Origin of the sequence: Psychrobacter aquimaris, assembly GCF_016107525.1 — a bacterium.
Taxonomy (GTDB): domain Bacteria; phylum Pseudomonadota; class Gammaproteobacteria; order Pseudomonadales; family Moraxellaceae; genus Psychrobacter; species Psychrobacter aquimaris.
Window position 1 is genome coordinate 22,864 of the sequence record NZ_JABASR010000013.1, and the last position, 22,926, is coordinate 45,789.

The following is a 22,926-nucleotide window of genomic DNA, read 5'->3' on the forward strand; positions in this document are numbered from 1 at the left end:
ACTAATTATTAATCAGCACTATTATGCATAACAACTATTATGCACAAAAGAAGCTATTAATAAAAACTGCTATTAACGCGTACGTGCACAAACTTCATCTTCATTGAAGAAGTAGCTGATTTCACGTGCTGCTGACTCAGCTGAATCTGAACCATGTACCGCGTTTTCATCGATGCTGCTAGCGAAGTCAGCACGAATAGTGCCTTCAGCGGCATCTTTTGGGTTAGTAGCGCCCATAATGTCGCGATGCTTAGCGATCGCATTTTCGCCTTCTAATACTGATACCAATACTGGACCTGAAGTCATAAATGATACTAGATCATTATAAAATGGACGCTCAGCGTGCTCAGCGTAAAAACCGCCCGCTTTTTTATCATCAAGTTGCATCATTTTAGCAGCAACAATTTTTAGACCTGATTTTTCAAAACGATCGTAGATAGCGCCGATGTTGTTGCCAGCTACTGCGTCAGGTTTGATGATAGATAAAGTACGTTCGTTAGCCATGAAAAGCTCCTAATAAATGATAAATTTGATAAAAAACGAAATAATAAAGGGGTTATTTTATCTTTGGCCGCAATGTTGACTTAAGCAGATTTGAATAACTCATGGTCTATCAATGCGATAATATGAGCGCCAACACAGGATTGCTGCCTATTATAATGATTAGCGCTATAAATGATAGGGTTAATTTATGACCGTACCTTGCATAAAAGTAAATTTATCACAACAGCTTATCTTAAGACAAAGTAAGTATTCGTCAATAGCGTATGCTTGCCTTATCTATCTAATCGTTAATTATCTTTGTCATTTATGAGTATAAGACTAACTTAGCAAAACTCTATGTAAATGTGACTAACAAAAACCCCTCAGCATATAATGCTGAGGGGTTTTATTAATACGAAACTATGAGGCTAACTGCTTTTAAGCAATACTCAAAACAACTACTCGCCTAAGCGGCTGTCTCGACAACTGCCAGCGCTACATTCACGCACACGATCATTTAAGAAGTTCACTCGCTCAGTTGTTACCCGAGTCGCACAGCCCATATTGACAAAAAAACCTTCGTCATTATTATAACTACACTGGTCATTACGCTCGCGTATCCACGCCAGTTGTCCACGCTTTAATTTGGATTTTTGCGAGGTATTTAAGCGTTTAGTCAGTTTTGCATAAGAATTATTCAGCTCTTTATCTGCCTCCAAATATACTTTCGTTAAGCAATATAAATCATCGAAATCATTGTTGGGTTTATCACAGTTTTGCGCGCCCCATGACAGCATAGGAAACATAAAAGCCGCAGAGGTTAGCAGCGCTAAAGATGTTTTTCCTATAGAGTGTTTGATAATATTGGCTGTCATCGCCTTTTCCTTTTCATGTCATGTAGTTATAAAGCTAAATCCATTTATAACATATTACACCAAATAAAACCAAAATAATGTTAGCAAATTATTTTTTACTATTCTTTCTTATCCTAGGGTATGTCCTCATTTTAAAAATGGTGATAGAAATGAGATAAATTGCCGTCAATCAAGGAATGTAGCGCAAATAATATCGAGATATTGATAAGCTATTTGAAGATGTTTGGCAAAATTTAGCCATTTTTAGCCATTTTTAGCCATTTTTAGCCATTTTTAGCCCATTTAGAGAGTAATCGATTGAATTGAGGACACGCCCTAGTCTGTTTTATTATTAAGCATCTTGTTTTTTTGTCGTTAGAGAATAATAGTGATAAGCGATTTTATTATTTGGAATTAATGCTAATTGGCATAATAAACAAAACTCATGAAAAGTTACTCATAAAAAAAACCCCAGTACTCAGCACTGGGATTTTTTTGATTGATACTACAAGCTATCTGACTCTTATAGTAAAAAACTAAGCATCATATGGGTCACGCAATACGATTGTCTCTTCACGGTCAGGACCGGTCGAGATAATATCAACTGGGCAACCAATCAACGCTTCGATACGCTTGATGTATTTTTTCGCATTTTCTGGTAGGTCGTCATAGTTGGTTACACCAACGGTTGACTCGCTCCACCCTTGCATTGTTTCATATTTAGGCGTTACTGACTCATAGAATTCAGCATCATGTGCGCCTGCGCACTCAGTCTCAGGCAGGTTATAACCCACACCAATTAGCAACTCTTCAAGACCATCTAATACGTCAAGCTTGGTCAAGCAGATACCTGACATAGAGTTAAGTACCACTGCACGGCGTAATGCTTCAGCATCGAACCAACCACAGCGGCGCGCACGACCAGTCGTTGCACCAAACTCATGACCGACTTTGGCTAAGTGAGCACCAACATCATCGAACAACTCAGTTGGGAATGGGCCGCTACCAACGCGCGTAGTGTACGCTTTGGTGATACCCAGTACGTAGTCTAAATACAATGGACCAATACCTGTACCCGTTGATACGCCACCAGCGGTTACGCTTGAGCTAGTCACAAACGGATAAGTACCATGGTCGATATCAAGCAATGTACCTTGCGCACCTTCAAACATGAGGTTTTTGCCAGCAAGACGCAATTGATTAAGGTCTTCGGTCACATCAGTAACCATGCCTTTAATCTCTTCTTTCCATTCTTTGCAAAGCTTAAGTGTCTCATCAAAATCAATCGCTTCAACTTTATAATACTGAGTCAGTTGGAAGTTATGATATTCGATTAAGTTACGTAGTTTTTCTTCTAGATCTTCACGGAACAAGTCAGCAAGCTTGATCGCACGGCGTGCTACTTTATCTTCGTAAGCAGGACCGATGCCGCGACCCGTCGTACCGATTTTGCCAGTACCACGTTTGGCTTCGCGTGCTTGGTCAAGTGCTACATGATAAGGCATGATAAGTGGGCAGTTTGGTGAAATACGTAGGCGCTCACGTACTGGTACGTTGTTGTCTTCTAGCTCTTTCATTTCTTTTAGAAGTGCGTCAGGTGCTAATACTACGCCGTTACCGATGAAACAAGTAACGCCTTCACGTAAGATACCTGATGGGATTAAATGCAAGACAGTGGTTTTGCCATCAACAACTAACGTGTGACCAGCGTTATGTCCGCCTTGAAAACGTGCAACTGCTGAAGCTTTTTCAGTCAGCAAATCAACGATTTTGCCTTTACCTTCATCGCCCCATTGGCTACCCAAAACTACGACATTCTTACCCATGATCAATCCTTACCTTTATGTATTGAGGTGTGTGCAATAACGATTAAAAACTGCGATAACTTTCATTATCATGAATTTAAAGACGTTAAAAAAATGGTACTAATATTAAAAATGAATGCTTAAATACTCTGTAACTGCCAATGATTATCTATAAAGCTCAAACGATGCGTCACATCAGAGGGACGATCTTCTGCATTTAATGGCATGGTGACACGGTAGCCTTGCTCACGTAGACTCTCAACCTGCTGTAGCAGTATCTGTCTCTGTTCTTGGCCCGCACTGCTCAATATTTCATAATCGACCAATACGATAATGGGTGCTTCAAGCTGGGTGTGTGCAAGCAAACGACTGACATCCATACTAAAGCCAGTGGCTTCACGTGGCTGATTGATTGCTAACTGATTGCCGCTTTGCATACCATCGAAACGACCGCCGCGTACCAGTGGCTGCGTCTCACTATTGATATAGCCGTTGAATACAATACCCGTGTGATAATGATAGCCTGATAATTCCGTCACATCGATACTCACAGGGCATTGCCACTGCTCTTGTAGATGTGTTTTGAGGCGTTGTAATTCAGTGATAGCAGTTGCGACTTGCGTGTCCTGCTGTGCAGTATCTGACAGCTTTGCCAATAGATTGGTAATATCATGACCAAAGCGTGCCAATGCGTAAAAGTCATCACCCAATGGCAATGACTGGCAGACACGTTTTAGCTCTGGCAGGTTTTTATTGGCATATAAATGCATGAGTTGTTCAGTGTCATTATCAGCCAATTCAGCCAACTCTGCCAAGCGCTTAAATATTGCTACGTGACCCAAGTCGATATGTAGCGCAGCACTCATATTTAGCTTATTTATCATACCAAACAACACATCTATCAGCTCAATGTCTGCGGCAATTTCTGCACAGCCAAATATTTCAGCACCGAGTTGCAAAGGTGTACGTGAGCCAAACAGCCCTGATGGCAACGTATGAATCACATCACCTGCATAACAATAACGCGCAATACCTGTACCGCCATGATGCGCATCAATACGCAAAATCTGCGGAGTAATATCCGCACGCAGACCCATCAAGCGACCTGTTAACTGATCGATAATCTTAAAAGTTTGGCGCTTTAAATCTTCTGAAGCGCCACTTAACAATGACTCAGTAAATTCAATCATTGGTGGATTAACCAACTGATAGCCATGACCAATAAGTTGCTGCGTCAGCTGATACCTAAGCACTTCTTGCTTACGCGCATCTTCGAACAGCACATCCACCACCCCATCAGGCAACAACCAACTATTGGCAACGTCGCTGGCAAAGTTGTTCAAATATGGCATGCTATTGGAGGTAGCAGTGTTTTCAGCAGGCTGAGCTGCCGCTTCATTTGTCGTATTTAACTGGGCAGGTTTTGCAGAATCAGAACTGACAGACACAATAAATCCTTGTTTGGCGTATCGCTTACCAAAAACGCGGTACTGATGCGGTACTTAAAGGTTATATTTACAATTGCATTGACGCCATGCATTTTTATTTTTAACGCGCAACATCATTGACCCAATTATTTATAAACAAACTAGGTAGCCGCAAAAGGGTGAGTAATAAGTATAATTTAGAATGATAAGACGAGTATCTTTATGCGCTAATAAACGGCGTTAAATAATCAAGGCACTTTATGCTTTAGTTTAGCATAGCAGCCAAGGTTCGCCTAGTGACAATTAGCCACAATTACTATCTAATTACGTCTTATCAGCACTTAATCTATGAAGGTTATCTGTAGACTATATAAGTAATCGTTGACTCAAAAATGGTTACCATCATTTTATATGATAAAGAAAATAATGAGCAAAGTGAGAACAACGCCTTCGATACCGACTCATGGTACACTAAGCCATATTTTTATCTCGGAAGCCTTATGTCATCTGATTACCACCCAAACCCTGCCAACAATCAAGCCAATGTCTTAGGTACGGCACTTGCCAGCTGCTGCTTTGACCCTATTACTGGTTATTACCGCAACGGCTTTTGCCATACTGGCAACCATGACGTTGGTCAACACACCGTATGCGCCAAGATGACCAGCGAGTTTTTGAACTTTTCTGCCAGTCGCGGCAATGATTTGATTACGCCGCTACCTGAGTATGGATTTTCTGGCCTCAAGCCTGGTGATTATTGGTGCATTTGCGCGTTACGCTGGGTTGAAGCTTTGGACTTTGATATTGCCCCGCAAATCAAACTAGAAGCTTGCCATGAAAGCTTATTGAGCTTGGTCGATATTGATACTTTGAAAAGTTACGCCCTTTAATAACGATCATTATTAACAACAATCATTATAAGTTCTGATTGTGACACGTTTTTTACTTTATAAAGGGAGGGTGTATGGAAAACAATAACGACCAGTTGATCAAAAAAACCGCGCGTATTGCACCTAACTCTAATATCAATCGTATTTACGCCGATATGAATGATGAACATCTCTATCTAGACAATGATGACAGCTATATCTATGGCGATGCTGATACCACCACTGAGGACACTATCGAGACCATGACGGTCTACGATCCTGACTCTGAACGCTATGAAGATATCGATTTATCCAGTGAGGACGAGGTCGTCAACTGTTATGCCTACTCACGTAAAACAGGCGAAAACCTCGATAAATTAGCGCTAAACGATGTCAGTCGTGCTTTGAGCAATAATGGTCAATTTATTTGGCTCGGGCTTTATGATCCTAGCCTAAAAACCATGGTCAAAGTCAAAGAAGCCTTTGGGCTGCATGAACTGGCAATTGAGGATGCATTTGCTGATCACCAGCGTGCCAAAGTTGAAAACTATGACAATGACATGGTGTTTGTGGTATTGCGTACCGCTAAGCTTGAGGACAATGTCATTCGCTATGGCACCACCGCGATATTTATGGGTAAAAACTACCTGATTACCATCCGTAATGGCCCATCCAACTCCTACGCACCTGTCCGCGAGCATTGTCATCGTCGCCCTGAAAAGCTGCGTATGGGGCCGATATTTGTGCTGCATGCCATTCTCGATTTTATCGTGGATAACTATATGCCGATTACCGATCGCTTGGGGCGCTATTTGCGTGAGCAAGAACGCTATGTGTTTACCTATGAGTTTGATAAAGGTACGCTGAAAAACCTTTATGAGCTCAAATCGCAATTGGTACACATGCGCGCGATTATTTTACCAGTACAAGATATCTGTAGTTTTTTTATCAATCATAAAAAAAGCGAGCTGGTCTCTGGTTTTTCTCAAGCCGCTAAGCCCTACTTCCGCGACGTCAATGACCATTTACTACATTCCTTAGATGCCATTAATGGTTTGAATGAGATGCTGAGTGTGGTCATGAATACCTATATGGCCATGGTCAATATGGGACAGAACGAGGTGGTACGTAAGCTTGCTGCTTGGGCAGGTATTCTAGCTGTACCGACGGCCATCGCAGGTATCTATGGAATGAACTTTGACTTTATGCCCGAACTGCATTGGCAATACTCCTACTTTGTCATCATGATCCTTATTGGTTCATTATGTGGCTATTTATATTACAATTTTAAAAGGCTTAAATGGTTATAACTGAACAATGCAAAAAGCTTGAGTGGCGTACGCAGCCATTATGGGGAATTGGCATTGTGGCACGTGATCCAGAAGCGCGGTTTTTGCATGATGGTCGTGCCAGCAGCTTGACTGAGGCGATACTCTGGCATGGTGGTGAAGCAGACGGCGCAAAGACACGCTTTACACGTTATCCGCCACGCAAAAATAAACATTAATGACCTTCTTAGAAGGGATTTAACGCTCAAACAGTAGATTATGAGATTTAAGAAGGCAAAAAAAGGGCTACCAGTGGTAGCCCTTTTTTTATGCTGCTATTCAATAGTTATTCACGGCGATGCTTGGTATGGCTATCAGGCGCTTGAGCATTATCAGGTAACAGTGCTTTAATCGTTAAGTTTGCATGCTGTTTATCAAGATTGTCCTCTGGACGGCCAAACGTTTTTGCTGTCCAAGTTAATACTACGATAGAACCGCTCAATAGCATAATGGCCACAGAAATTGTCGCCAGTAGCCATAAATGAAAATAGTCTGAGACTGCCTGTACATCAACCACCAAATGTCGTGACAATGCCGTTATAGCGATAAATATCAAAAACTGTACTGGCAGACGGTGTGTTTTAAAATAAATACCTATCATAGCCAGCAGCTCAAGGTAAATAAACAACATCAATATGTCTTTTAAATCCGCTGAGCCTTTTTGAATAATACCAACGAACTCTTTGCCAGCAGTCCAAACGACAACCACACTGATTAGAAATAAAATAACGTAATGACAGACATCGACAAACTCTCTACCGATACCTTGTAGTCGCTCATGAACACCTACGTTTTTTTTAGCCATGTTTAGGTCCTATCAACTGAGATGTGGTTGATTCAGCCTGAGTCTATATTACCTCAGGCCCCTTATTTATCGGCAATCAGTATTCGTATGGCTATCTTCTTAGCCGATATTCAGACCCGCTGATTTTTCAGCAGCATCGACCGTTTGGCGAATGAGAGTATTAATGGTCATTGGACCCACGCCACCTGGTACAGGCGTATAAGCACTAGCGATATTTTCTACGCCTTGCAATTCGATATCGCCGACGCCGCCATTATCCGTTGGATGAAAGCCTGCATCAATGACCACAGCACCCGCTTTAATCCACTCTGCTTTAATCAATTCAGGCACGCCCACTGCCCCAACCACGATATCAGCACGCTTGATATGAGACTCTAAATCTTGCGTTCTTGAATGGCAAATCGTTACGGTACAGTTGGCATTTAATAGCATCATCGCCATAGGTTTACCCAAAATAGCACTGCGACCGACCACTACTGCCTCTTTACCTGACAGCTCGATATTATGATGCTCTAATAAGTGCATGATGCCTTGCGGGGTACATGAACCATAAGCGCTCTGCTGCATCGCCATACGCCCAAACCCCAGACAGGTCACACCATCAACGTCTTTTGCCAAGTTAATCTGCTCAAAGCAAGCACGCTCATCGATATGTGCAGGTACTGGATGCTGCAGCAAAATACCATGGACGTCTGGATTGCTATTGAGCTCATCTATTTTCGCCATCAGCTCTTCAGTGGTTGTCGCACTTGGCATCTCAACGCGTATAGAATCCATGCCGACGCGTTTACAAGCGTTGCCTTTCATACGTACATAAGTCGCAGAAGCTGGATCGTCACCGACCAATATTGTCGCTAAGCTTGGAGTACGTCCTGTCTTAGCTTTAATAGCGTCTACACGCGTACTCAGTTGCTGTTCTATTTGTTTAGCAAGTGCTTTACCGTCCAAAACGGTAGCAGATCCTTGGGCAGTTGACATAGTAACTCCAATAGAGGGTGCGATAAAAAAAAGTAAAGACAGCGCCCGCAACTACTTGCATGCCTGTCTTATGCTTGATCAATGTATGATTAAGACTGATATTGTACCTGTCTGGGCTAAAAAATCCTAGCGTAAGATAAGACTTGAATGCCTATAAATCTCTATCACTCGCCAATCCAACAATATCATGCCATTACCGATGCAACCCTGATAACATCTACCGTTTTATAAAAAACTCCAATAGCAAATAAAAAACCAATAGCTGCGACTATTTATAAATACTCAATACGCCTTAATAAGCGATATCCTCACATCACTTAATCACTTAATCACTTAATCACTTAATCACTTAATCACTTAATCACTTAATCATTGAACCAAACACGCGATCGATTGCATCTACCGTTTGCGCTATCTCGGCAGTGGTTAAGGTAGGATGAACCAAAAACATTAAGCTAGTCTCTCCCAACTGTTTTGCTATTGGCAATCTATTTGCTGGACGCAAGCCTGTAGCATCGAATGCTTTTTCTAAATATACCTCTGAGGCAGACCCTGAGTAGCAAGGCACGCCTAGCACATTTATTTCCTCAATGATGCGATCACGCGTCCATCCCTCAGCTAGGTTAGTTGGTTGCACATAAACATACAATTTATAATAAGCATGATTAGAGTTTGGAAACTGAGCAGCTTGCTCTAATTTCGGCACCGATAGATAGCCTTTTTCTTCCCATTTAGCACATGCCCCTAATATCGCTTGAGCATGAGCACTGCGCTTCGCTATCCAGTCACTCATTTGTGCCAATTGAATACGCCCAATGACTCCTTGAATTTCGGTCATGCGCCAGTTGGTCCCAAAGCTCTCATGCAGCCAATTGTAGCCGGGCAGCTGCTCAGTCTCATAGACCGCCGCATAGCTTTTGCCATGGTCTTTATACGCCCACATTTTTCGCCATAGCTGCTCGTCATCAGTGGTGACCATACCACCCTCGCCGCCTGTGGTCATGATCTTATCTTGACAAAAACTCCACGCGCCAATATGACCGATACTACCAACGCTGCGACCTTTGTAGCGTGCACCATGCGCTTGTGCACAGTCTTCAATGACATATAAATGATGCTGATCTGCCAGTGCCATGATGCCATCCATATCACAGGGCCAACCTGCCAAATGCACGCAGACGATGCCTTTGGTTTTGTCCGTTAATACCGCCGCTATCGACTCTGGCGTGATGTTCCCTGTCGCCTCATCAACATCCGCAAAAATGGGCGTCGCTCCTGCATTAACCACTGAGGAAATACTGGCAATAAAAGTGCGCGGCGTCACGATCACCTCATCACCCACGCCTATACCAAGTGCCTGCAATGCCGCGTCCAATGCCAAAGTTCCGTTGCCCAATGCTATCGCGTATTTGCTACCCGCCCAGTCAGCGAACTCCTCTTCAAACTGACGGCATTCTTGCCCTGTCCAATAATTGACCTTGTTAGATAACAATACTTGACTGACTGCATCCGCTTCTTGCTGAGTAAAACTAGGCCAAGGTGAAAAAGGAGTATTTAGCATGCGTTCCTCATCAAAGCGTATTTTTATCGACGCTATTACCTGTGAATTTGCTCATGGTCGCTTCACCATCAGCACTAATACCATCCTTGATAATGACTTTTTTTACTGTTTTAAATAGAATTTTAATGTCTAACCATAATGACTGATGATCGACATACCACGTGTCGAGTGCAAATTTTTCATTCCAACCAATGGCATTACGACCATTAACTTGTGCGTATCCCGTAATACCTGGACGTACATGGTGGCGACGCGCTTGCTCATCATTATATAGGGGTAGATATTCCATCAATAATGGTCGCGGCCCCACCAAACTCATATCGCCTTTAATCACATTCCATAGTTCAGGCAGCTCATCGAGACTGCTATTGCGCAAAGCCTTACCAAATACAGTCAAACGCTCATCATCCTCCAAAGGATTGCCATCGGTATCGATAGCATCTTTCATCGAGCGAAATTTAATCATCTCAAATGGCTTGCCGTTTAGACCAGGACGAGTTTGTTTAAATATCACTGGTGAGCCTAAATTTTTTTTGACTTTATATGCCGTCATAGCATACACAGGAGATAATATTAGCAAGGCAGTCGTGGCCGCAGTGATATCGAACAGTCGCTTTATCATTTTGCAGCCCGCCTTTTGTCTTTTACGTAGCCATCCCTACTGCGTAAATAAAAATTTAAATAACTTTGCCACAATTGCTTGCGTTCAAAATTTGCAATGGCCCAATCTCTTGCATCAGGATATCTCTTTTCGAATTCTCTATCAGTAGCGGCAGTACTGATCGTTTCGGCAACAGACGACATATCCTTAAAATTAAATTTTCGGCCACTGACTCCTTCTTTGACACTATCTTTTACACCAACGACATCATAGGCAAAAGTTGGAACAGCACAACTTGCTGCCTCGATAGCGACACTTCCAAACCCTTCACGATAGCTCAAAAATAAATGCAAATCAGCACACTGAAAAACCTCGTGCACATTTGGGTTGGCTGGTATATATACGCCTCTATTATCTTTGACAATTTTCTCAACGACTGTTTTCCCTACGTCGTCTTCAAAGTCTCCCATGAACATAAAATGAACGTTTTCTTCTCTTAGTTTTTCAGATATATACTCAATATCTTTGAAGCCTTTATCATCACAAACTCGTCCTACCACGCAAATCACAAAGGTATCTTCAGGTACCTTGTATTTCTTTCTTAATGCCTCTTTTTCTAGCTGAGCCACAGGTTGTAGCAAATCAGTATCGATGCCGTTAAATGAGCCCTTATCAATGACACTTGCCTTACTTTTTTTGAGGATGTTTTCTTCCAAGCATACGCTGAGCAAAGACTCAGAAACAAATAAAACCTCGTGAGATAAGCCAAAACTTAATATATCCAGACCCTGAAACACTCTCTTTTTTAAACCTGAGAAATTCTCATAGGCTCTACCTACACTAAAAGCAATTCGTCTCTTTTGCAATGTAAAAGCACTTGCGATACTCCCTAACAACAAGGCTTTAGGAGTTAGATAAACCACCACATCAAAACGATTCGATAGCATATAACGGATTAAAAGCGCGAGTGACTGAGCATCTTTAAGCAAAGAAGGCTTACGCTGGAAATTTAAATTAATCACATTACCTATTTTGCGCTCACGTAAAATATCTAGCTGCTGTTTATCGCCACCACAGATTAAGGTGATATCAACAGCCGAGTGATCTCTAATGTACTCAAGCTGATCGCGATATAGCACATTAAATGACACTGCATCTGTCATTAGAAAGCATATCTTTAATGTCATTTCAGCACCTCAGCATTTTTTATATATTATTTTATCAGTGACGTTTTATGAATGATGTCATTCGGCACAAATACTATTCACTACTGACTGATGATGATTTCTTAGCGTGTCAGATATTGTTAATTTATTTCTTTTATTGGCTATCTTTTGTAATAATCCTATCGAATCTAAAAAAGTAACTGTGGTCAGTTTTGCTGATAATTTTAAAGAACCTAAATAACTGTTTCCTTTATATTCACAGTACGTTTTAAAACTGTCTTTGTATGACCTCGTTATTTTAGATAATGATAAATTCCCTTCTTCTCTATAATAGTATAATAAATCGGGCAATACCGCTAAATTTAAATCTTGATTTGAGATGGCTCTACACCACAAATCGTAATCTTCAGACCTTGGATAATTTTCATTATATTTATTTCGTTCATACCAACTCTTTTTTGCCAAAACAGCGGCATGTACAATAGGATAAGCAGCAGCTATTTCTTCAAACTCTGTGTAAATTTGATCGACATGACGGCAACCATACACTTTATTAAAATTATCAATCGACACGACACCTGTAGAAACCAAATCATACTCTGGGTTTTTTTCTAAAAAACTTAATTGAATCGCTAGTCTATCTGGGTGAATGAGATCATCGGCATCCATACGCGCTATATAATCATAGTTAGCTTCTTCAATAAGCTGGTTTAATCGAGCAGGCAGTTTTTTATTTATGCCATCAGCAATTACCTTTATCCTATGGTCAGCCTCTTCAAAACGCTTGGCGATGGCCAATGACGCATCAGTAGAGCCATCATCGATTAATATAAGCTCCCATAACTCATGCGTTTGAGCCAATATAGATTTGATAGCATCTTCCAAGTACGCTTCAGCATTATAAATGGGAATACCAATAGATATATATCTCTGATTTTTCATTAGAAAACCTCAAATATCGGATTGATAAGATACGGACTTAAGTTACTAAATCTCGATGTCGTCAAGATAAAATACATGAGAAAAATAACGATACTCGCCATATATAAATAAATATTATTGATTCTTTTTAAAACCATAGGTAGTATCAAAACCAATGTCCACGTAAAATACGCAAGCAGCCTTTGTGGGCCTGAAGGACTGGTGCCCAACATCGCTAACGGTATGATAAAAACCACGCCTGCCGCATAAAATGTTATTAGTTTTTGAAAATCTTTGTCTTTAATTTTATATAGATAACTGACAAAGATGATTAAAATCATGATCGCCGTATAAAAACCAAGCGTTAAAAACCCGCCTGCTTCATCCGATGCTTTCGCATAACCCTCGTATCTATCATTAGTAGAAGAAATGTAAGAGACCAACACCCCACTTACTAATAGAGAGCCTAAGAATGTTGCCAAAATTTTATATAAAGGCTTTACTCTTAAATTAACGATAAAATAAAATGGAATCATAAATAACGCTGTTACATGAAACAATGAAGCAATTGCACAAATCAGTAGGTATGGAATAAATCGTTTTTGTAATAAATAAGGAATGGCTAATGTAAATATCGCCATTGCCAACCCTTGACGCAGTCCATTAAAAGAAAAGGTATAAACGCCTAATGTAATAAATAAAAATACTGAGAACCAATAATTTACGCTGTATTTTTTAATCACTCTAAGATAGCAATAGACAATAATCAAACTGGTAATAACAAGCAGCCAAAAATAATGAGTGGTCACCCTTAATAGTGCATATTCTAATAGCTGATAACCAAACTCTATGTCTTCGTTGAATCTAAAGTACTCGGCATTTAATTGACTATTGAAATTTCTCGTATAGTTTCCTGTATCCGTACCGACTCGGTAGCTACGAATGCCTGCAAATAATGTCAATATAATTAGTGGCACCCAAAAAGACGTACGGTTGAGAGATTTTTTCTCCAGTACGATCCAAAAAATAACAAGGCTAAGAACCAGCAGGTATGGAAGCATTTAACCCTCTATAAAAGTAGATGTCGTCAATCTTACATAAATCGGATATGGTGGCAGGCGCGCGTGCAGTCTGTCATCTATAGTACGATCACCCACCTCGCTTCTTTTTTCCTTCCAAACTATCTTGAAACGACTATAGATAAGAAGCCACCAATCCGTCACATACTCAAGTACTTTTGCATTAACTGTTGCGCGTTGGTAGCAGCGCTAAATCCGTATAGATTCAGCGCCGCTGTTATGTCTTTTTCATTGGTCTTTGGTTGTTTAGACGCTAATAAACACTCAACCCAATCCTTAACTGAGTGAATCGGTAAAAACTGTACTAATCCAAGTCCTAAATCTACCTCAGGTGACACTTGGTCCGAAACTAATGCCTTTAATCCAACTGTTTGACTCTCGACCAATACGACAGGGAAACCCTCATGCAACGAAGGCATGATCATATAGTCGGCGCTGGCCATTAATTCAGTAATATCCGTACGCATACCCAAAAACTTGACGGTATCTAGCAGTGATTTTTCTGCCACTTGTTGTCTGAGCCTAGTCTCCAATGAACCTTGTCCAACAATATATAAGGTAAAGGCGATCTGGCGTTTTTTTAACTGCTCAGCGATTTCTAAAGAAAACTGATGGTTTTTAACCTCGTTTAGACGACCAACTTGGATGATTTTTAGCCCTTCATCGTCAAATTCTTGATTGATATAATGTCGTGATTGGTTAGCAATTGTCATCATCTTTTCTATATCAACCGCATTGGGCAAGAGCCACACATCTTCTGTACTGCCAAATAAATAACTTGCCGCCTGTTCGCCGCAACTCATTTTATCAGTGGCTAATTTACGATTGCTGATTAATGCCCATTGTTCATATATTTTTTTAATAACATTGGTTTTACCATTACTGGTGCTATGAGAATGTGAAATGCGATGCGGCACGCCAGCACTTTTCGCGGCTAACAGATGAAAGGCATTGTTTAATAACATGTGCGCATGAACGATTCGATAGTCAGGGTGTTGTTTAAGGAATTGTTTAAGCTTCCACATACGCGCTAATGAATGACTGGCCAAAATAGGTATAACTCTACCGCCCAGCGCTATTATCTCAGCATCATAGTCGCCGACTTCCTCAGTAAAAGTGATAAAATCAAACTGAATCTGGCTATGATCTATATGACGATATAGATTCATAAGCATGGTCTCTGCCCCAGCCCGATCCATTTTGCCCACTATGTGCAGCACTCTCTGAATAGTCATCTCTTTACCTATTAAGAAGCCATAAAACCAAACGTATTTTTCAAAATTGTTTTAAATCTATTCTCTCTTGACCTTTAATCTTGCTCTTTTATTTAGCACTTGACGAAGTATCTGTAACATAGGCAAGGCAACTTGGCTTGGCATACGCACTATGTTACTAATCATCATATTTCTTACGGTCAAATCGTTCTTATAGCCCTTTAGTCGTAACGTTTTATCTGCTTTTTTAGCTTGTGCCAATGCAGCTGCCAAATAGTCATTATCTATACGAGTAAGAATACTCCAATGGCTTTGTTTAATTTTATTGGCGAGTGTTTTTTTAACCTCATCCGCTTGATAGTCCTCTACTAGGCTGATGACTTCTGAGTGGATAACGAAGAGGTCTAATAGCTTTTTATCCGTTGATCCTGTGATCGACGTGCCCCGCTGTCTGTATAGATAAAAACTAATGGGTAATTGATACTTACTCTGAGTAGATAAGCCAAGGTGCCAATGAAATGGCCAATCCTCATAGTATAAACCCACTGGAAAATACAATGAGGCAGACCTTACGACACTAGCTCGAATAAATTTAAGCCATGCAAAATGCGGTAAACTAAAATATGAGCCGTCTATTTTAGTTGCCTCAAATGTTAAATTGGCAGCGGGATACGGCAAATCTGTCTCTGTGCTTCCATCTTTGAATGGTGTAAAGCCATACGTCACGACCTCTGCGTTCATGGTGAGCGCACAAGCCACACACGCTGCCACCAAGCGAGTGTCTATAATGTCATCAGAATCAACGAACATCATGTATTCGCCTATCGCAGACTGCATACCAGTATTACGTGCCGCAGAAAGTCCGCTGTTTTCATGATGCTGGACGACTTTTATACGCTCATCTGTGAGATGTGGCGCAAGTGCTTGTTTTGAATCATCAGTAGAGCAGTCTTCCACAACGATAATTTCAATATTCTGATAAGTCTGCTGCTTGATGGACGCTAAGCAGGCATCGATATATGACGCGACGTTATATACTGGTACGATGATACTCACTAATGGCATTTCGAGAGTCGTCATATCGCTACCAGCGCTTTTTTTAGGTCATCATACTCAGCTATATCAACTGGAGACTCATCCATCGTACCGTGAGGCAGGGATAGAAGGCTATCGATGAATTTTGCAATAGCAGCGATCTCTTCCAACTCTAAAAATACGAGCCTTGGATGATTGCGTAACCAGTCCAACTGCGTTTGTCTTATCTTATGATTGGAGTTCGGGAGTACCAAGCACGGCGTACCCGATAGCAAACATAAAATCATGCCATGCAGACGGTCAGTCACGACCAATTTTGCAGCACGAAACTGGCTCAGTTTGTCAGTCAGTAATTTTGTACAATGTGCCTCATCCAGTTGCGAGCCACCAGCATGTGTGTCGGTTTTTTCAACCTGATAGCCAGTATCTGCTAAGGCTTTGTCTATCATGCTATATTGCTCAGCCGATAATGCGGCTTCTTTGTCATCTCGTAAGCAGCGCAAGATACCTGAAGGCGCTAAGCAATCTGTCGTACCAAGCACTGTTGCATTGGCGCTCATAACAATATCTGGTACGAGACCAATATGCACATTACTGTACTCAGAAAAAAGCTCGATGAGTTTGGCCGCTGTTATCGACTCTCTGGCAAAAACATGTATATCTGAATGTTTGGCGTAGACGTTCACAATACGCTGCAAGGCACGTTTAGATTGAGCAGAATCATTCCAATCTAGTGTCTGAGGAAAACAAACGATACGATTGGCAGGAAACGACTTAATGACTAATTGGCGCAGCTCCTCAATGTCAGGATACGTGCCACCCATATTACCGCCGCCGATGATAGTAACGATATCCGTCTCTTTTATTTGCTGTTTAATCGAATTGAGCACGAATCTGGTTTGACTGATAGCAACACTAATAACATTATAATCCGTCAGTACACGTTGTAAATACTGCTTTTGCGCGTGAGAAATAGCAATATCACCAATATTGCCATAGTCAGCGGCAAGAAAAATGAAACACCGTTTACCGCTTGGTAACGGCAAACCTCTCGCACCCATATACGCGGCCCAGTGTTTTTTTAGTCTGAGCGGAATGAGCTTTTTTATAGCAGCAATATTCATTTTTAACGCTCCCCTATTTGTTTTTCATTAATAGCTTCTTAACCCACATACGACGCTTTGAGCCAAAAGGAAACAACCTACTCAATTTAGGAGGTGATTGACGTTTGAGAACTTTTTCAATGTGTGGAAGCCATTCAAGACCTCTACCCGTTTTGAGCATTTCACGGCGGATAAAATGCCAATCTATACGTATTATTTCGTTTTTTAAAATCATATTTTTAAAGAGTGATGAATCAATAGGATCACTAAAGCATTGAGGGTTTTCGATACCTGCCACTAAAAGATTTAGTCGTGTTCTAACACATTTTTCACAGCGACCGCAGTTGCTATCATGCTTATCTCCAGCCCAGCAAACACGTAAATTCTGTATACCTAAGGGCCACTCTGCAAGCGCTTGAAGCTTCTCTGATCGACTAAACCCTGCGCCATCATGAATCACTCTAAAGTCACCAGAACTTAGCAGTGGATCAGTGATAGGATGTGAACCCCAAGGGCTAATTAGGGCATCATAAGAGTCACCGCTACCGATGAGTCCAATGTCTGCATATTGTTTTAAGCCACATAAGACTGAAGCGATAGCAGCAGCATGATAGTCTTCCCAATTGATATTCCAAAGTCCTCGAATATTCGTTTTAACGACCACTAAATCGATATGGATATCTGCAAGCACTTTTGTCGCTATTTTTGCCGCATCAGCAAACCCTTTTGCATCATCTAGTGGTATGTCAAAGCCATGCACAAATACCCCTGCTTTAATATCTCGCGTAGCATATCCTGCGATGCCTGTCGCATGACGATAAACAGTAAACTGGGCATCAACGCCACCAGAAAACGCAGCAATAGCACCACCTACATGCCAGTCTTGTTCTCGCATACGATCCACTTGTATATCAATCAAAAAATAACGGTCTGGTAACCATTTATTCCAAACATACTGTAGCTCTGTCAGGTTGGCTAATAGCTCACGCGACACGCTACCATGCACATGAATGGCTGCTCGCATCTGCATCGCTGGCAATAATGTGGCTAGTAAATAAGCGTCACAATCATCGTCTTCTGGCATTGGTAGGTCAGCTGGGTACAAAAACCACAATTCTTTCTCAGTCATTTGCCTGCTATCTATGGTCTGTTGCAGCAAACAACAGCGCTTTTGACCGTTCTCGTCACTATTTAAAGGCTGGGGCAACAAATCAATATTAAGCATATTTTTTCACCTTTACTTTAGACCAAGACAACTGTAAGAAAACCAGCGTCATAACATACCAACGTCGAGAAAAACATAGAATCAACACACGAATACCGCGTGCTGGATGTCGTTGATAGTAATGCGGCAAACAGTTCTGATAAACGAAAGACTGGCGTATTTTTATTAACTCTGCCCGACGATTTTTCATGCTGATATGCGCCAAATTATTAAGTAAATATGGCAGCATATGCTCGACATAACTACGAGCAAAATCTGATAATAGCACTTGCTTTTCAGTAGCACTGATCGACCAATCATGTATCCTGACTCTGGCTTTATAGTCCGCTTCAATAGATTCCAAAAGCCCTGATTTGTATTGTGAGCTTGTTATCGAGGTCGCACTTTCATAGTAGTTATATGGGCAGTCTGACACCACCGACAAACGATTCGCTTTACTTAGACATGCGATATTAAAAATACCATCCTCACCAAATTTTACGTCGCTATCAAAGCGCAGATCTGCGATTAAGTTTTTGCTATACACCTTGGTACAGGCGTACCAATATATATGTCTATTCTCTGTCACTCTCAGTTGTAGCATTTCAATATCTTGCCGTGAGTATTCTGCTGCACTGTTAGGACTCTCGACAACAGAGCCATCTAGCATCATGCGCTTATGACCAAACGCCAACATCTCGACATCTCGATCAACAGCCTGTTCAAAGACAAAATCAAAATACCAATCATCAATGGTGTCATCCGCGTCTATAAAAACGATGTAATTGCCAGTTGCTATATCGAGCCCAGTATTACGAGCTTCTGCCACGCCCCCATTTTTTTGATATTTCACCGTTATCCATGTCCTAGCATTTGCCCAGCTATGCAATAGACGAGCCGTTTCATCTTTAGAACCATCGTCAATGACTATTAGCTCAATGTCGTGACTCTTTTTCGCAACATCAATACTATTAATACAACGATCAATAGTGGCGGCGGCATTGAACGCGGCGATAATAACTGAAATCATAGTGAGCCTCTCAAATTGAGACTTCTAATGCATATCCTTTGTACCATTCAAAGCAGCCGAAAAACGTAGCTACTGCTCTATTTCAGGAATATGGACAAGACGCCGAAAAGCGACATAAATGATAGATAAACTCAGCAGCACCCCAACGAATGAGAAAAGGGCAATGGCTATCATATCTGACTCAAAAACGTAAAAACCTACATATAGTGCTACGGCACGAAATACCACTGCAAACACTTCTCTAATCAAAAGAAATCGCTGTAAACGCAATGCTGGCAATGCCGCAGTACTCGCACCAGACACTAAACTGGTCAAAAGCCAAATAGACAGCCACTGCGAATAACTACCTGCCAATGCCCACTCTGCACCGAACACTAAAGAAAAAAGATAATCACCAAAAACGAACACTGTACCGAATGGAACAATACCTACCACCAATAAAATCAACGTCACTTTTAATAAAAATTGATAAGCCTCAGATGAGTTTGCTGTGATGGCACGCGTAATTTTAGGATAAAAAACCTCTCCAACCGCCTGACCTAACAGCATCGCTGGCGCGCCAAGCACAAGGACAGCTAATGAATACTGCCCTGCAGAAGAGGCACTAAATAGTGATGCTAACAAGATAGTTGGCAACCCCACTGAAGCAGCATTCAGGATACTTTGTGGCATACGATATATCGCAAAATCACGCTGCGATATCGCGGCATGTCGAATACCCTCAGTGCCAAACCAATGACGGACATTTAATACACCTACTCTAGGTACACGAAGCATCTGCATGATAAAGTTTGTGAGCTGCCCTGCTATCGTTAATAAAACAAGCAACATACCAGAAGGCGCCAGCATACCGCCTATCAGCTTACTGCTATCTGTCACAAACTTGCTTTCGACATAAGCCCGAGCTTTCGCTTTAAATAAGCCCACTCTAATAGCAGACTGATCAGCGACAGAAAGAAAAGCACCTATTAGTAGCGTTAATGGTATGAGATATAGCATGTTTGGCGTACTTTCCATACCCATCCACCTTGCCAAATAAAACTTGCCGACATATATAACAATGAATGAGAAAACGGCTATCACCAGACTGAGTAATATAGACAATCGAGCAATTGCCGCTGCATCCTCATCACTGTCAGGCATCACGATTGCATTTGCATAGCCCATAGTGGCAATCGGAGTGATGATGCTGACGACAGCAGTAAAGGCGGCAGCAATACCGAAATCCTCAGGTCTATATAGTCTGGTGAGAAACGGCATAAAAATCATGGCGATGGCCTGTCCAGCAGCAATACCGCCACCGACCATGACCACATCTCGCACAAAATGACTGGTTTTCAACCTGTTTATTGTGCTCTGTATCAATAAACATACTTCAGAGCTCATGACATATTGTCCAATTTAGTGCCTCACAGAACTTGTAAGGAAGTTACGATAGCGCGCTTCACTCTATTAACCAATTTCATCTGTCAGTGTGGTATCTACTTTCTCTACCTCAATATCATTCTCAGAGCCTTCTCGGTAGCCTTCGACAAAAAACTTAAACTGTGTTTTCAGCCAGACTACATCTTGCTGCTTTGCTTTTTCTACCAATTCAAATAAGATATTTTCGATATCTTGCAAAGGAAAGCTGTGCTCCATTGCTTGCATAATCAATGGATGAAAAGTAGGTTCGATATTGTCTTCACCAATGATTAACTCCTCGTAGAGCTTTTCACCCGGTCTCAATCCAGTAAATATGATTTCGATGTCACCATTGGGATTGCTATCATCTTTTAGCTCACAACCCGTCAAACGAATCATACGTTTTGCCAGATCAACAATTTTGACGGGTGCGCCCATATCAAGCACAAACACTTCTCCACCGAATGCCATCGCACCTGCCTGAATAACCAAACTGGCTGCTTCTGGAATCGTCATAAAATAGCGTGTGATGTCTGGATGAGTAATGGTGATCGGACCGCCTTGCTCAATCTGTTTGGTAAATAACGGCACCACAGAACCTGACGACCCTAGAACATTGCCAAAACGCACCATGCTAAAACAAGTCTGACTGTTACTTTGGCTCAATCCTTGGCAAACCAACTCAGCCAAGCGTTTGGACGCTCCCATCACATTGGTAGGTCGCACGGCTTTGTCAGTAGAAATCAGCACAAAAGTCTCAACGCGAGCCTGTATCGCAGCACGGGCACAATAGTAAGTGCCTTTGGTATTATTGATGGTACCCTCAAAGGGATTGGACTCAACAATAGGCACATGCTTATAGGCTGCAGCGTGATAAATCGTTTTTATATGGTTTTTTTCGAATATATTGATTAATTTTTTTTCGTTACTGACACTGCCAATAATGCTAATAATCTCAATATTTTGATAATCAGCATCCGCTTTTTTGAGGTTATCAAGTTCTTGATCTATAGTGTATAAAGCATACTCAGACTGTTCATATAGCACTAAGCATTTAGGCTTATTTTTGATAATTTGCCGACACAGCTCACTACCAATTGAGCCACCTGCCCCTGTAACTAGGACGTTTTTACCAGTAATGTTTTTTTGTAGCAACTCAGCGACAGGTTCGACCGTTTCTCGTTCAAGCACATCTAGTATGTCAACGGGTCTTATATGACTGACGGTCACTATCTCATCAGCAAGCTCACGCAAGCTTGGCAAGTCTTTTATCTTAACGGAGATACCTGACAGACTGTCCATAATCTGTTTTTTACGAGCACGGCTCATAGAGGGCATGGCCAAAATTACCTGCGCCACCTTGAGTTTTTCTATCAACCATGGAAGCGCGTGAGCCGCATATATTTGTTTGCCATGCAGATAAGCTCCGGTAAGCTGCTGATCATCATCGATATACGCCACCACATTGTACTGATAAGAATGTCTCAAACTTTCTAGCAACTCTCTACCAGCTTCTCCTGCACCATAAATAATCACATTGTCACAACAGGCATTTGGACGACGGTTTTGACCTGTACCCTGTAGACGTTTCAGTAACGCGCGTATCATTAGCCTACTATTCCACAGCCAAATAAAAAATAGAAATAGAAATATAACTGGGGCTGAGCGCGGTATCGTCGCTGATGGACTCAAATAAATGATCACTTGATAAACAATAATAAGTAAAAGAAACAGTTGCAGCACACGACCCATCACTGCATCAAAAAACCCTCGAGAGGCGCTTCGATAAAAACCAATAAGATATAAGCTAGCAACCGGCACGGATGCATAAAAAGCCAATGCGGCAAGACTGATATGAGAGGCCACATACCCTTGTCGTAGCATCAATGCCAATAACAGGCAAAAGATCGATATGGCAAAATCTATACTAAATAAAAGTGTGCTTTTAGCAAGGCGTGGTAATGACAATAAATACAGAGCCATACGCTTCGACCATTGATTAAAACCACTGGACGATTGATAAGCATTGTTTGACTCTGTTTTTATAAACATAAGATCC

The 22,926-nt window shown here is 41.4% G+C and carries 21 protein-coding genes; 3 read left to right on the top strand and 18 right to left on the bottom strand.

Annotated features, from left to right (window positions below; all coding sequences use genetic code 11):
* Window positions 1-72: 72 nt before the first annotated feature.
* The 4 genes from ndk to JFC10_RS11745 form a co-directional block, all read right to left on the bottom strand.
* Complete coding sequence (gene ndk / locus JFC10_RS11730) at window positions 73-504, bottom strand: nucleoside-diphosphate kinase (protein ID WP_193011877.1); 432 nt, start codon at window positions 502-504, stop codon at window positions 73-75.
* 437 nt (window positions 505-941) lie between these two features.
* Complete coding sequence (locus JFC10_RS11735; protein WP_193011875.1) at window positions 942-1,358, bottom strand: lysozyme inhibitor LprI family protein; 417 nt, start codon at window positions 1,356-1,358, stop codon at window positions 942-944.
* Between the two features lie 515 nt (window positions 1,359-1,873).
* On the bottom strand, window positions 1,874-3,163 hold the full coding sequence (locus JFC10_RS11740; protein ID WP_193011874.1) for an adenylosuccinate synthase: 1,290 nt from the start codon (window positions 3,161-3,163) through the stop codon (window positions 1,874-1,876).
* A gap of 119 nt (window positions 3,164-3,282) precedes the next feature.
* The gene (locus tag JFC10_RS11745; protein ID WP_198332945.1) at window positions 3,283-4,590 is read right to left on the bottom strand and encodes an ATP phosphoribosyltransferase regulatory subunit; all 1,308 of its coding nucleotides are present in this window, start codon (window positions 4,588-4,590) and stop codon (window positions 3,283-3,285) included.
* Window positions 4,591-5,069: 479 nt separating this feature from the next.
* On the opposite strand from JFC10_RS11745, the gene JFC10_RS11750 reads away from it, so the two are divergent.
* From JFC10_RS11750 to JFC10_RS11760, 3 genes are all read left to right on the top strand, one after another.
* Window positions 5,070-5,459 carry a DUF2237 family protein gene (locus JFC10_RS11750; RefSeq protein WP_045451983.1) on the top strand — a complete coding sequence of 130 codons (390 nt, stop codon included), beginning with the start codon at window positions 5,070-5,072 and terminating at the stop codon, window positions 5,457-5,459.
* Window positions 5,460-5,533: 74 nt separating this feature from the next.
* Complete coding sequence (gene corA / locus JFC10_RS11755; protein ID WP_198332946.1) at window positions 5,534-6,748, top strand: magnesium/cobalt transporter CorA; 1,215 nt, start codon at window positions 5,534-5,536, stop codon at window positions 6,746-6,748.
* Window positions 6,739-6,945 carry a di-heme oxidoredictase family protein gene (locus JFC10_RS11760; RefSeq protein ID WP_198332947.1) on the top strand — a complete coding sequence of 69 codons (207 nt, stop codon included), beginning with the start codon at window positions 6,739-6,741 and terminating at the stop codon, window positions 6,943-6,945. Before corA ends, JFC10_RS11760 begins: the two co-directional genes overlap by 10 nt.
* Before the next feature lie 107 nt (window positions 6,946-7,052).
* Here JFC10_RS11760 and JFC10_RS11765 read toward each other — a convergent pair whose 3' ends face one another.
* The 14 genes from JFC10_RS11765 to JFC10_RS11830 form a co-directional block, all read right to left on the bottom strand.
* Window positions 7,053-7,571: a phosphate-starvation-inducible protein PsiE gene (locus JFC10_RS11765; RefSeq protein ID WP_193011868.1), complete on the bottom strand. Its 519-nt coding sequence runs from the start codon at window positions 7,569-7,571 to the stop codon at window positions 7,053-7,055.
* A 99-nt stretch (window positions 7,572-7,670) separates the two neighbouring features.
* On the bottom strand, window positions 7,671-8,549 hold the full coding sequence (folD, locus tag JFC10_RS11770) for a bifunctional methylenetetrahydrofolate dehydrogenase/methenyltetrahydrofolate cyclohydrolase FolD (RefSeq protein ID WP_198332948.1): 879 nt from the start codon (window positions 8,547-8,549) through the stop codon (window positions 7,671-7,673).
* A gap of 361 nt (window positions 8,550-8,910) precedes the next feature.
* Window positions 8,911-10,110, bottom strand: coding sequence for a DegT/DnrJ/EryC1/StrS family aminotransferase (locus JFC10_RS11775; protein WP_198332949.1), 1,200 nt, complete (start codon window positions 10,108-10,110; stop codon window positions 8,911-8,913).
* A 10-nt stretch (window positions 10,111-10,120) separates the two neighbouring features.
* Complete coding sequence (locus JFC10_RS11780) at window positions 10,121-10,732, bottom strand: sugar transferase (RefSeq protein ID WP_193011865.1); 612 nt, start codon at window positions 10,730-10,732, stop codon at window positions 10,121-10,123.
* Window positions 10,729-11,874: a glycosyltransferase gene (locus tag JFC10_RS11785; protein ID WP_198332950.1), complete on the bottom strand. Its 1,146-nt coding sequence runs from the start codon at window positions 11,872-11,874 to the stop codon at window positions 10,729-10,731. Before JFC10_RS11785 ends, JFC10_RS11780 begins: the two co-directional genes overlap by 4 nt.
* Before the next feature lie 81 nt (window positions 11,875-11,955).
* Entirely contained in the window at window positions 11,956-12,819 is an 864-nt protein-coding gene (locus JFC10_RS11790; RefSeq protein WP_198332951.1) for a glycosyltransferase family 2 protein, read from the bottom strand.
* Window positions 12,819-13,859 (bottom strand): EpsG family protein, encoded by a 1,041-nt coding sequence (locus tag JFC10_RS11795; RefSeq protein WP_198332952.1) that lies wholly within the window; start codon window positions 13,857-13,859, stop codon window positions 12,819-12,821. The genes JFC10_RS11790 and JFC10_RS11795 overlap by 1 nt, the downstream gene beginning before the upstream one ends.
* 158 nt (window positions 13,860-14,017) lie before the next feature.
* Window positions 14,018-15,112 (bottom strand): glycosyltransferase, encoded by a 1,095-nt coding sequence (locus tag JFC10_RS11800; protein WP_227685812.1) that lies wholly within the window; start codon window positions 15,110-15,112, stop codon window positions 14,018-14,020.
* A gap of 57 nt (window positions 15,113-15,169) precedes the next feature.
* Window positions 15,170-16,171: a glycosyltransferase family 2 protein gene (locus JFC10_RS11805; RefSeq protein WP_198332953.1), complete on the bottom strand. Its 1,002-nt coding sequence runs from the start codon at window positions 16,169-16,171 to the stop codon at window positions 15,170-15,172.
* The gene (locus tag JFC10_RS11810) at window positions 16,168-17,250 is read right to left on the bottom strand and encodes a polysaccharide pyruvyl transferase family protein (RefSeq protein ID WP_198332955.1); all 1,083 of its coding nucleotides are present in this window, start codon (window positions 17,248-17,250) and stop codon (window positions 16,168-16,170) included. Before JFC10_RS11810 ends, JFC10_RS11805 begins: the two co-directional genes overlap by 4 nt.
* Window positions 17,251-17,263: 13 nt before the next feature.
* On the bottom strand, window positions 17,264-18,454 hold the full coding sequence (locus tag JFC10_RS11815; RefSeq protein WP_198332956.1) for a hypothetical protein: 1,191 nt from the start codon (window positions 18,452-18,454) through the stop codon (window positions 17,264-17,266).
* Window positions 18,447-19,463, bottom strand: coding sequence for a glycosyltransferase family 2 protein (locus tag JFC10_RS11820; protein WP_198332957.1), 1,017 nt, complete (start codon window positions 19,461-19,463; stop codon window positions 18,447-18,449). Before JFC10_RS11820 ends, JFC10_RS11815 begins: the two co-directional genes overlap by 8 nt.
* A 69-nt stretch (window positions 19,464-19,532) precedes the next feature.
* On the bottom strand, window positions 19,533-20,804 hold the full coding sequence (locus JFC10_RS11825; protein WP_198332958.1) for an oligosaccharide flippase family protein: 1,272 nt from the start codon (window positions 20,802-20,804) through the stop codon (window positions 19,533-19,535).
* Between the two features lie 111 nt (window positions 20,805-20,915).
* On the bottom strand, window positions 20,916-22,919 hold the full coding sequence (locus JFC10_RS11830; RefSeq protein ID WP_198332959.1) for a polysaccharide biosynthesis protein: 2,004 nt from the start codon (window positions 22,917-22,919) through the stop codon (window positions 20,916-20,918).
* Window positions 22,920-22,926 lie beyond the last annotated feature (7 nt).

Coding starts and splice junctions, on each gene's coding strand:
- ndk (WP_193011877.1), bottom strand. CDS start 504: ATGGCTAACGAACGTACTTTATCTATCATCAAACCTGACGCAGTAGCT.
- JFC10_RS11735 (WP_193011875.1), bottom strand. CDS start 1,358: ATGACAGCCAATATTATCAAACACTCTATAGGAAAAACATCTTTAGCG.
- JFC10_RS11740 (WP_193011874.1), bottom strand. CDS start 3,163: ATGGGTAAGAATGTCGTAGTTTTGGGTAGCCAATGGGGCGATGAAGGT.
- JFC10_RS11750 (WP_045451983.1), top strand. CDS start 5,070: ATGTCATCTGATTACCACCCAAACCCTGCCAACAATCAAGCCAATGTC.
- corA (WP_198332946.1), top strand. CDS start 5,534: ATGGAAAACAATAACGACCAGTTGATCAAAAAAACCGCGCGTATTGCA.
- JFC10_RS11760 (WP_198332947.1), top strand. CDS start 6,739: ATGGTTATAACTGAACAATGCAAAAAGCTTGAGTGGCGTACGCAGCCA.
- JFC10_RS11765 (WP_193011868.1), bottom strand. CDS start 7,571: ATGGCTAAAAAAAACGTAGGTGTTCATGAGCGACTACAAGGTATCGGT.
- folD (WP_198332948.1), bottom strand. CDS start 8,549: ATGTCAACTGCCCAAGGATCTGCTACCGTTTTGGACGGTAAAGCACTT.
- JFC10_RS11775 (WP_198332949.1), bottom strand. CDS start 10,110: ATGCTAAATACTCCTTTTTCACCTTGGCCTAGTTTTACTCAGCAAGAA.
- JFC10_RS11780 (WP_193011865.1), bottom strand. CDS start 10,732: ATGATAAAGCGACTGTTCGATATCACTGCGGCCACGACTGCCTTGCTA.
- JFC10_RS11785 (WP_198332950.1), bottom strand. CDS start 11,874: ATGACAGATGCAGTGTCATTTAATGTGCTATATCGCGATCAGCTTGAG.
- JFC10_RS11790 (WP_198332951.1), bottom strand. CDS start 12,819: ATGAAAAATCAGAGATATATATCTATTGGTATTCCCATTTATAATGCT.
- JFC10_RS11795 (WP_198332952.1), bottom strand. CDS start 13,859: ATGCTTCCATACCTGCTGGTTCTTAGCCTTGTTATTTTTTGGATCGTA.
- JFC10_RS11800 (WP_227685812.1), bottom strand. CDS start 15,112: ATGACTATTCAGAGAGTGCTGCACATAGTGGGCAAAATGGATCGGGCT.
- JFC10_RS11805 (WP_198332953.1), bottom strand. CDS start 16,171: ATGACGACTCTCGAAATGCCATTAGTGAGTATCATCGTACCAGTATAT.
- JFC10_RS11810 (WP_198332955.1), bottom strand. CDS start 17,250: ATGAATATTGCTGCTATAAAAAAGCTCATTCCGCTCAGACTAAAAAAA.
- JFC10_RS11815 (WP_198332956.1), bottom strand. CDS start 18,454: ATGCTTAATATTGATTTGTTGCCCCAGCCTTTAAATAGTGACGAGAAC.
- JFC10_RS11820 (WP_198332957.1), bottom strand. CDS start 19,463: ATGATTTCAGTTATTATCGCCGCGTTCAATGCCGCCGCCACTATTGAT.
- JFC10_RS11830 (WP_198332959.1), bottom strand. CDS start 22,919: ATGTTTATAAAAACAGAGTCAAACAATGCTTATCAATCGTCCAGTGGT.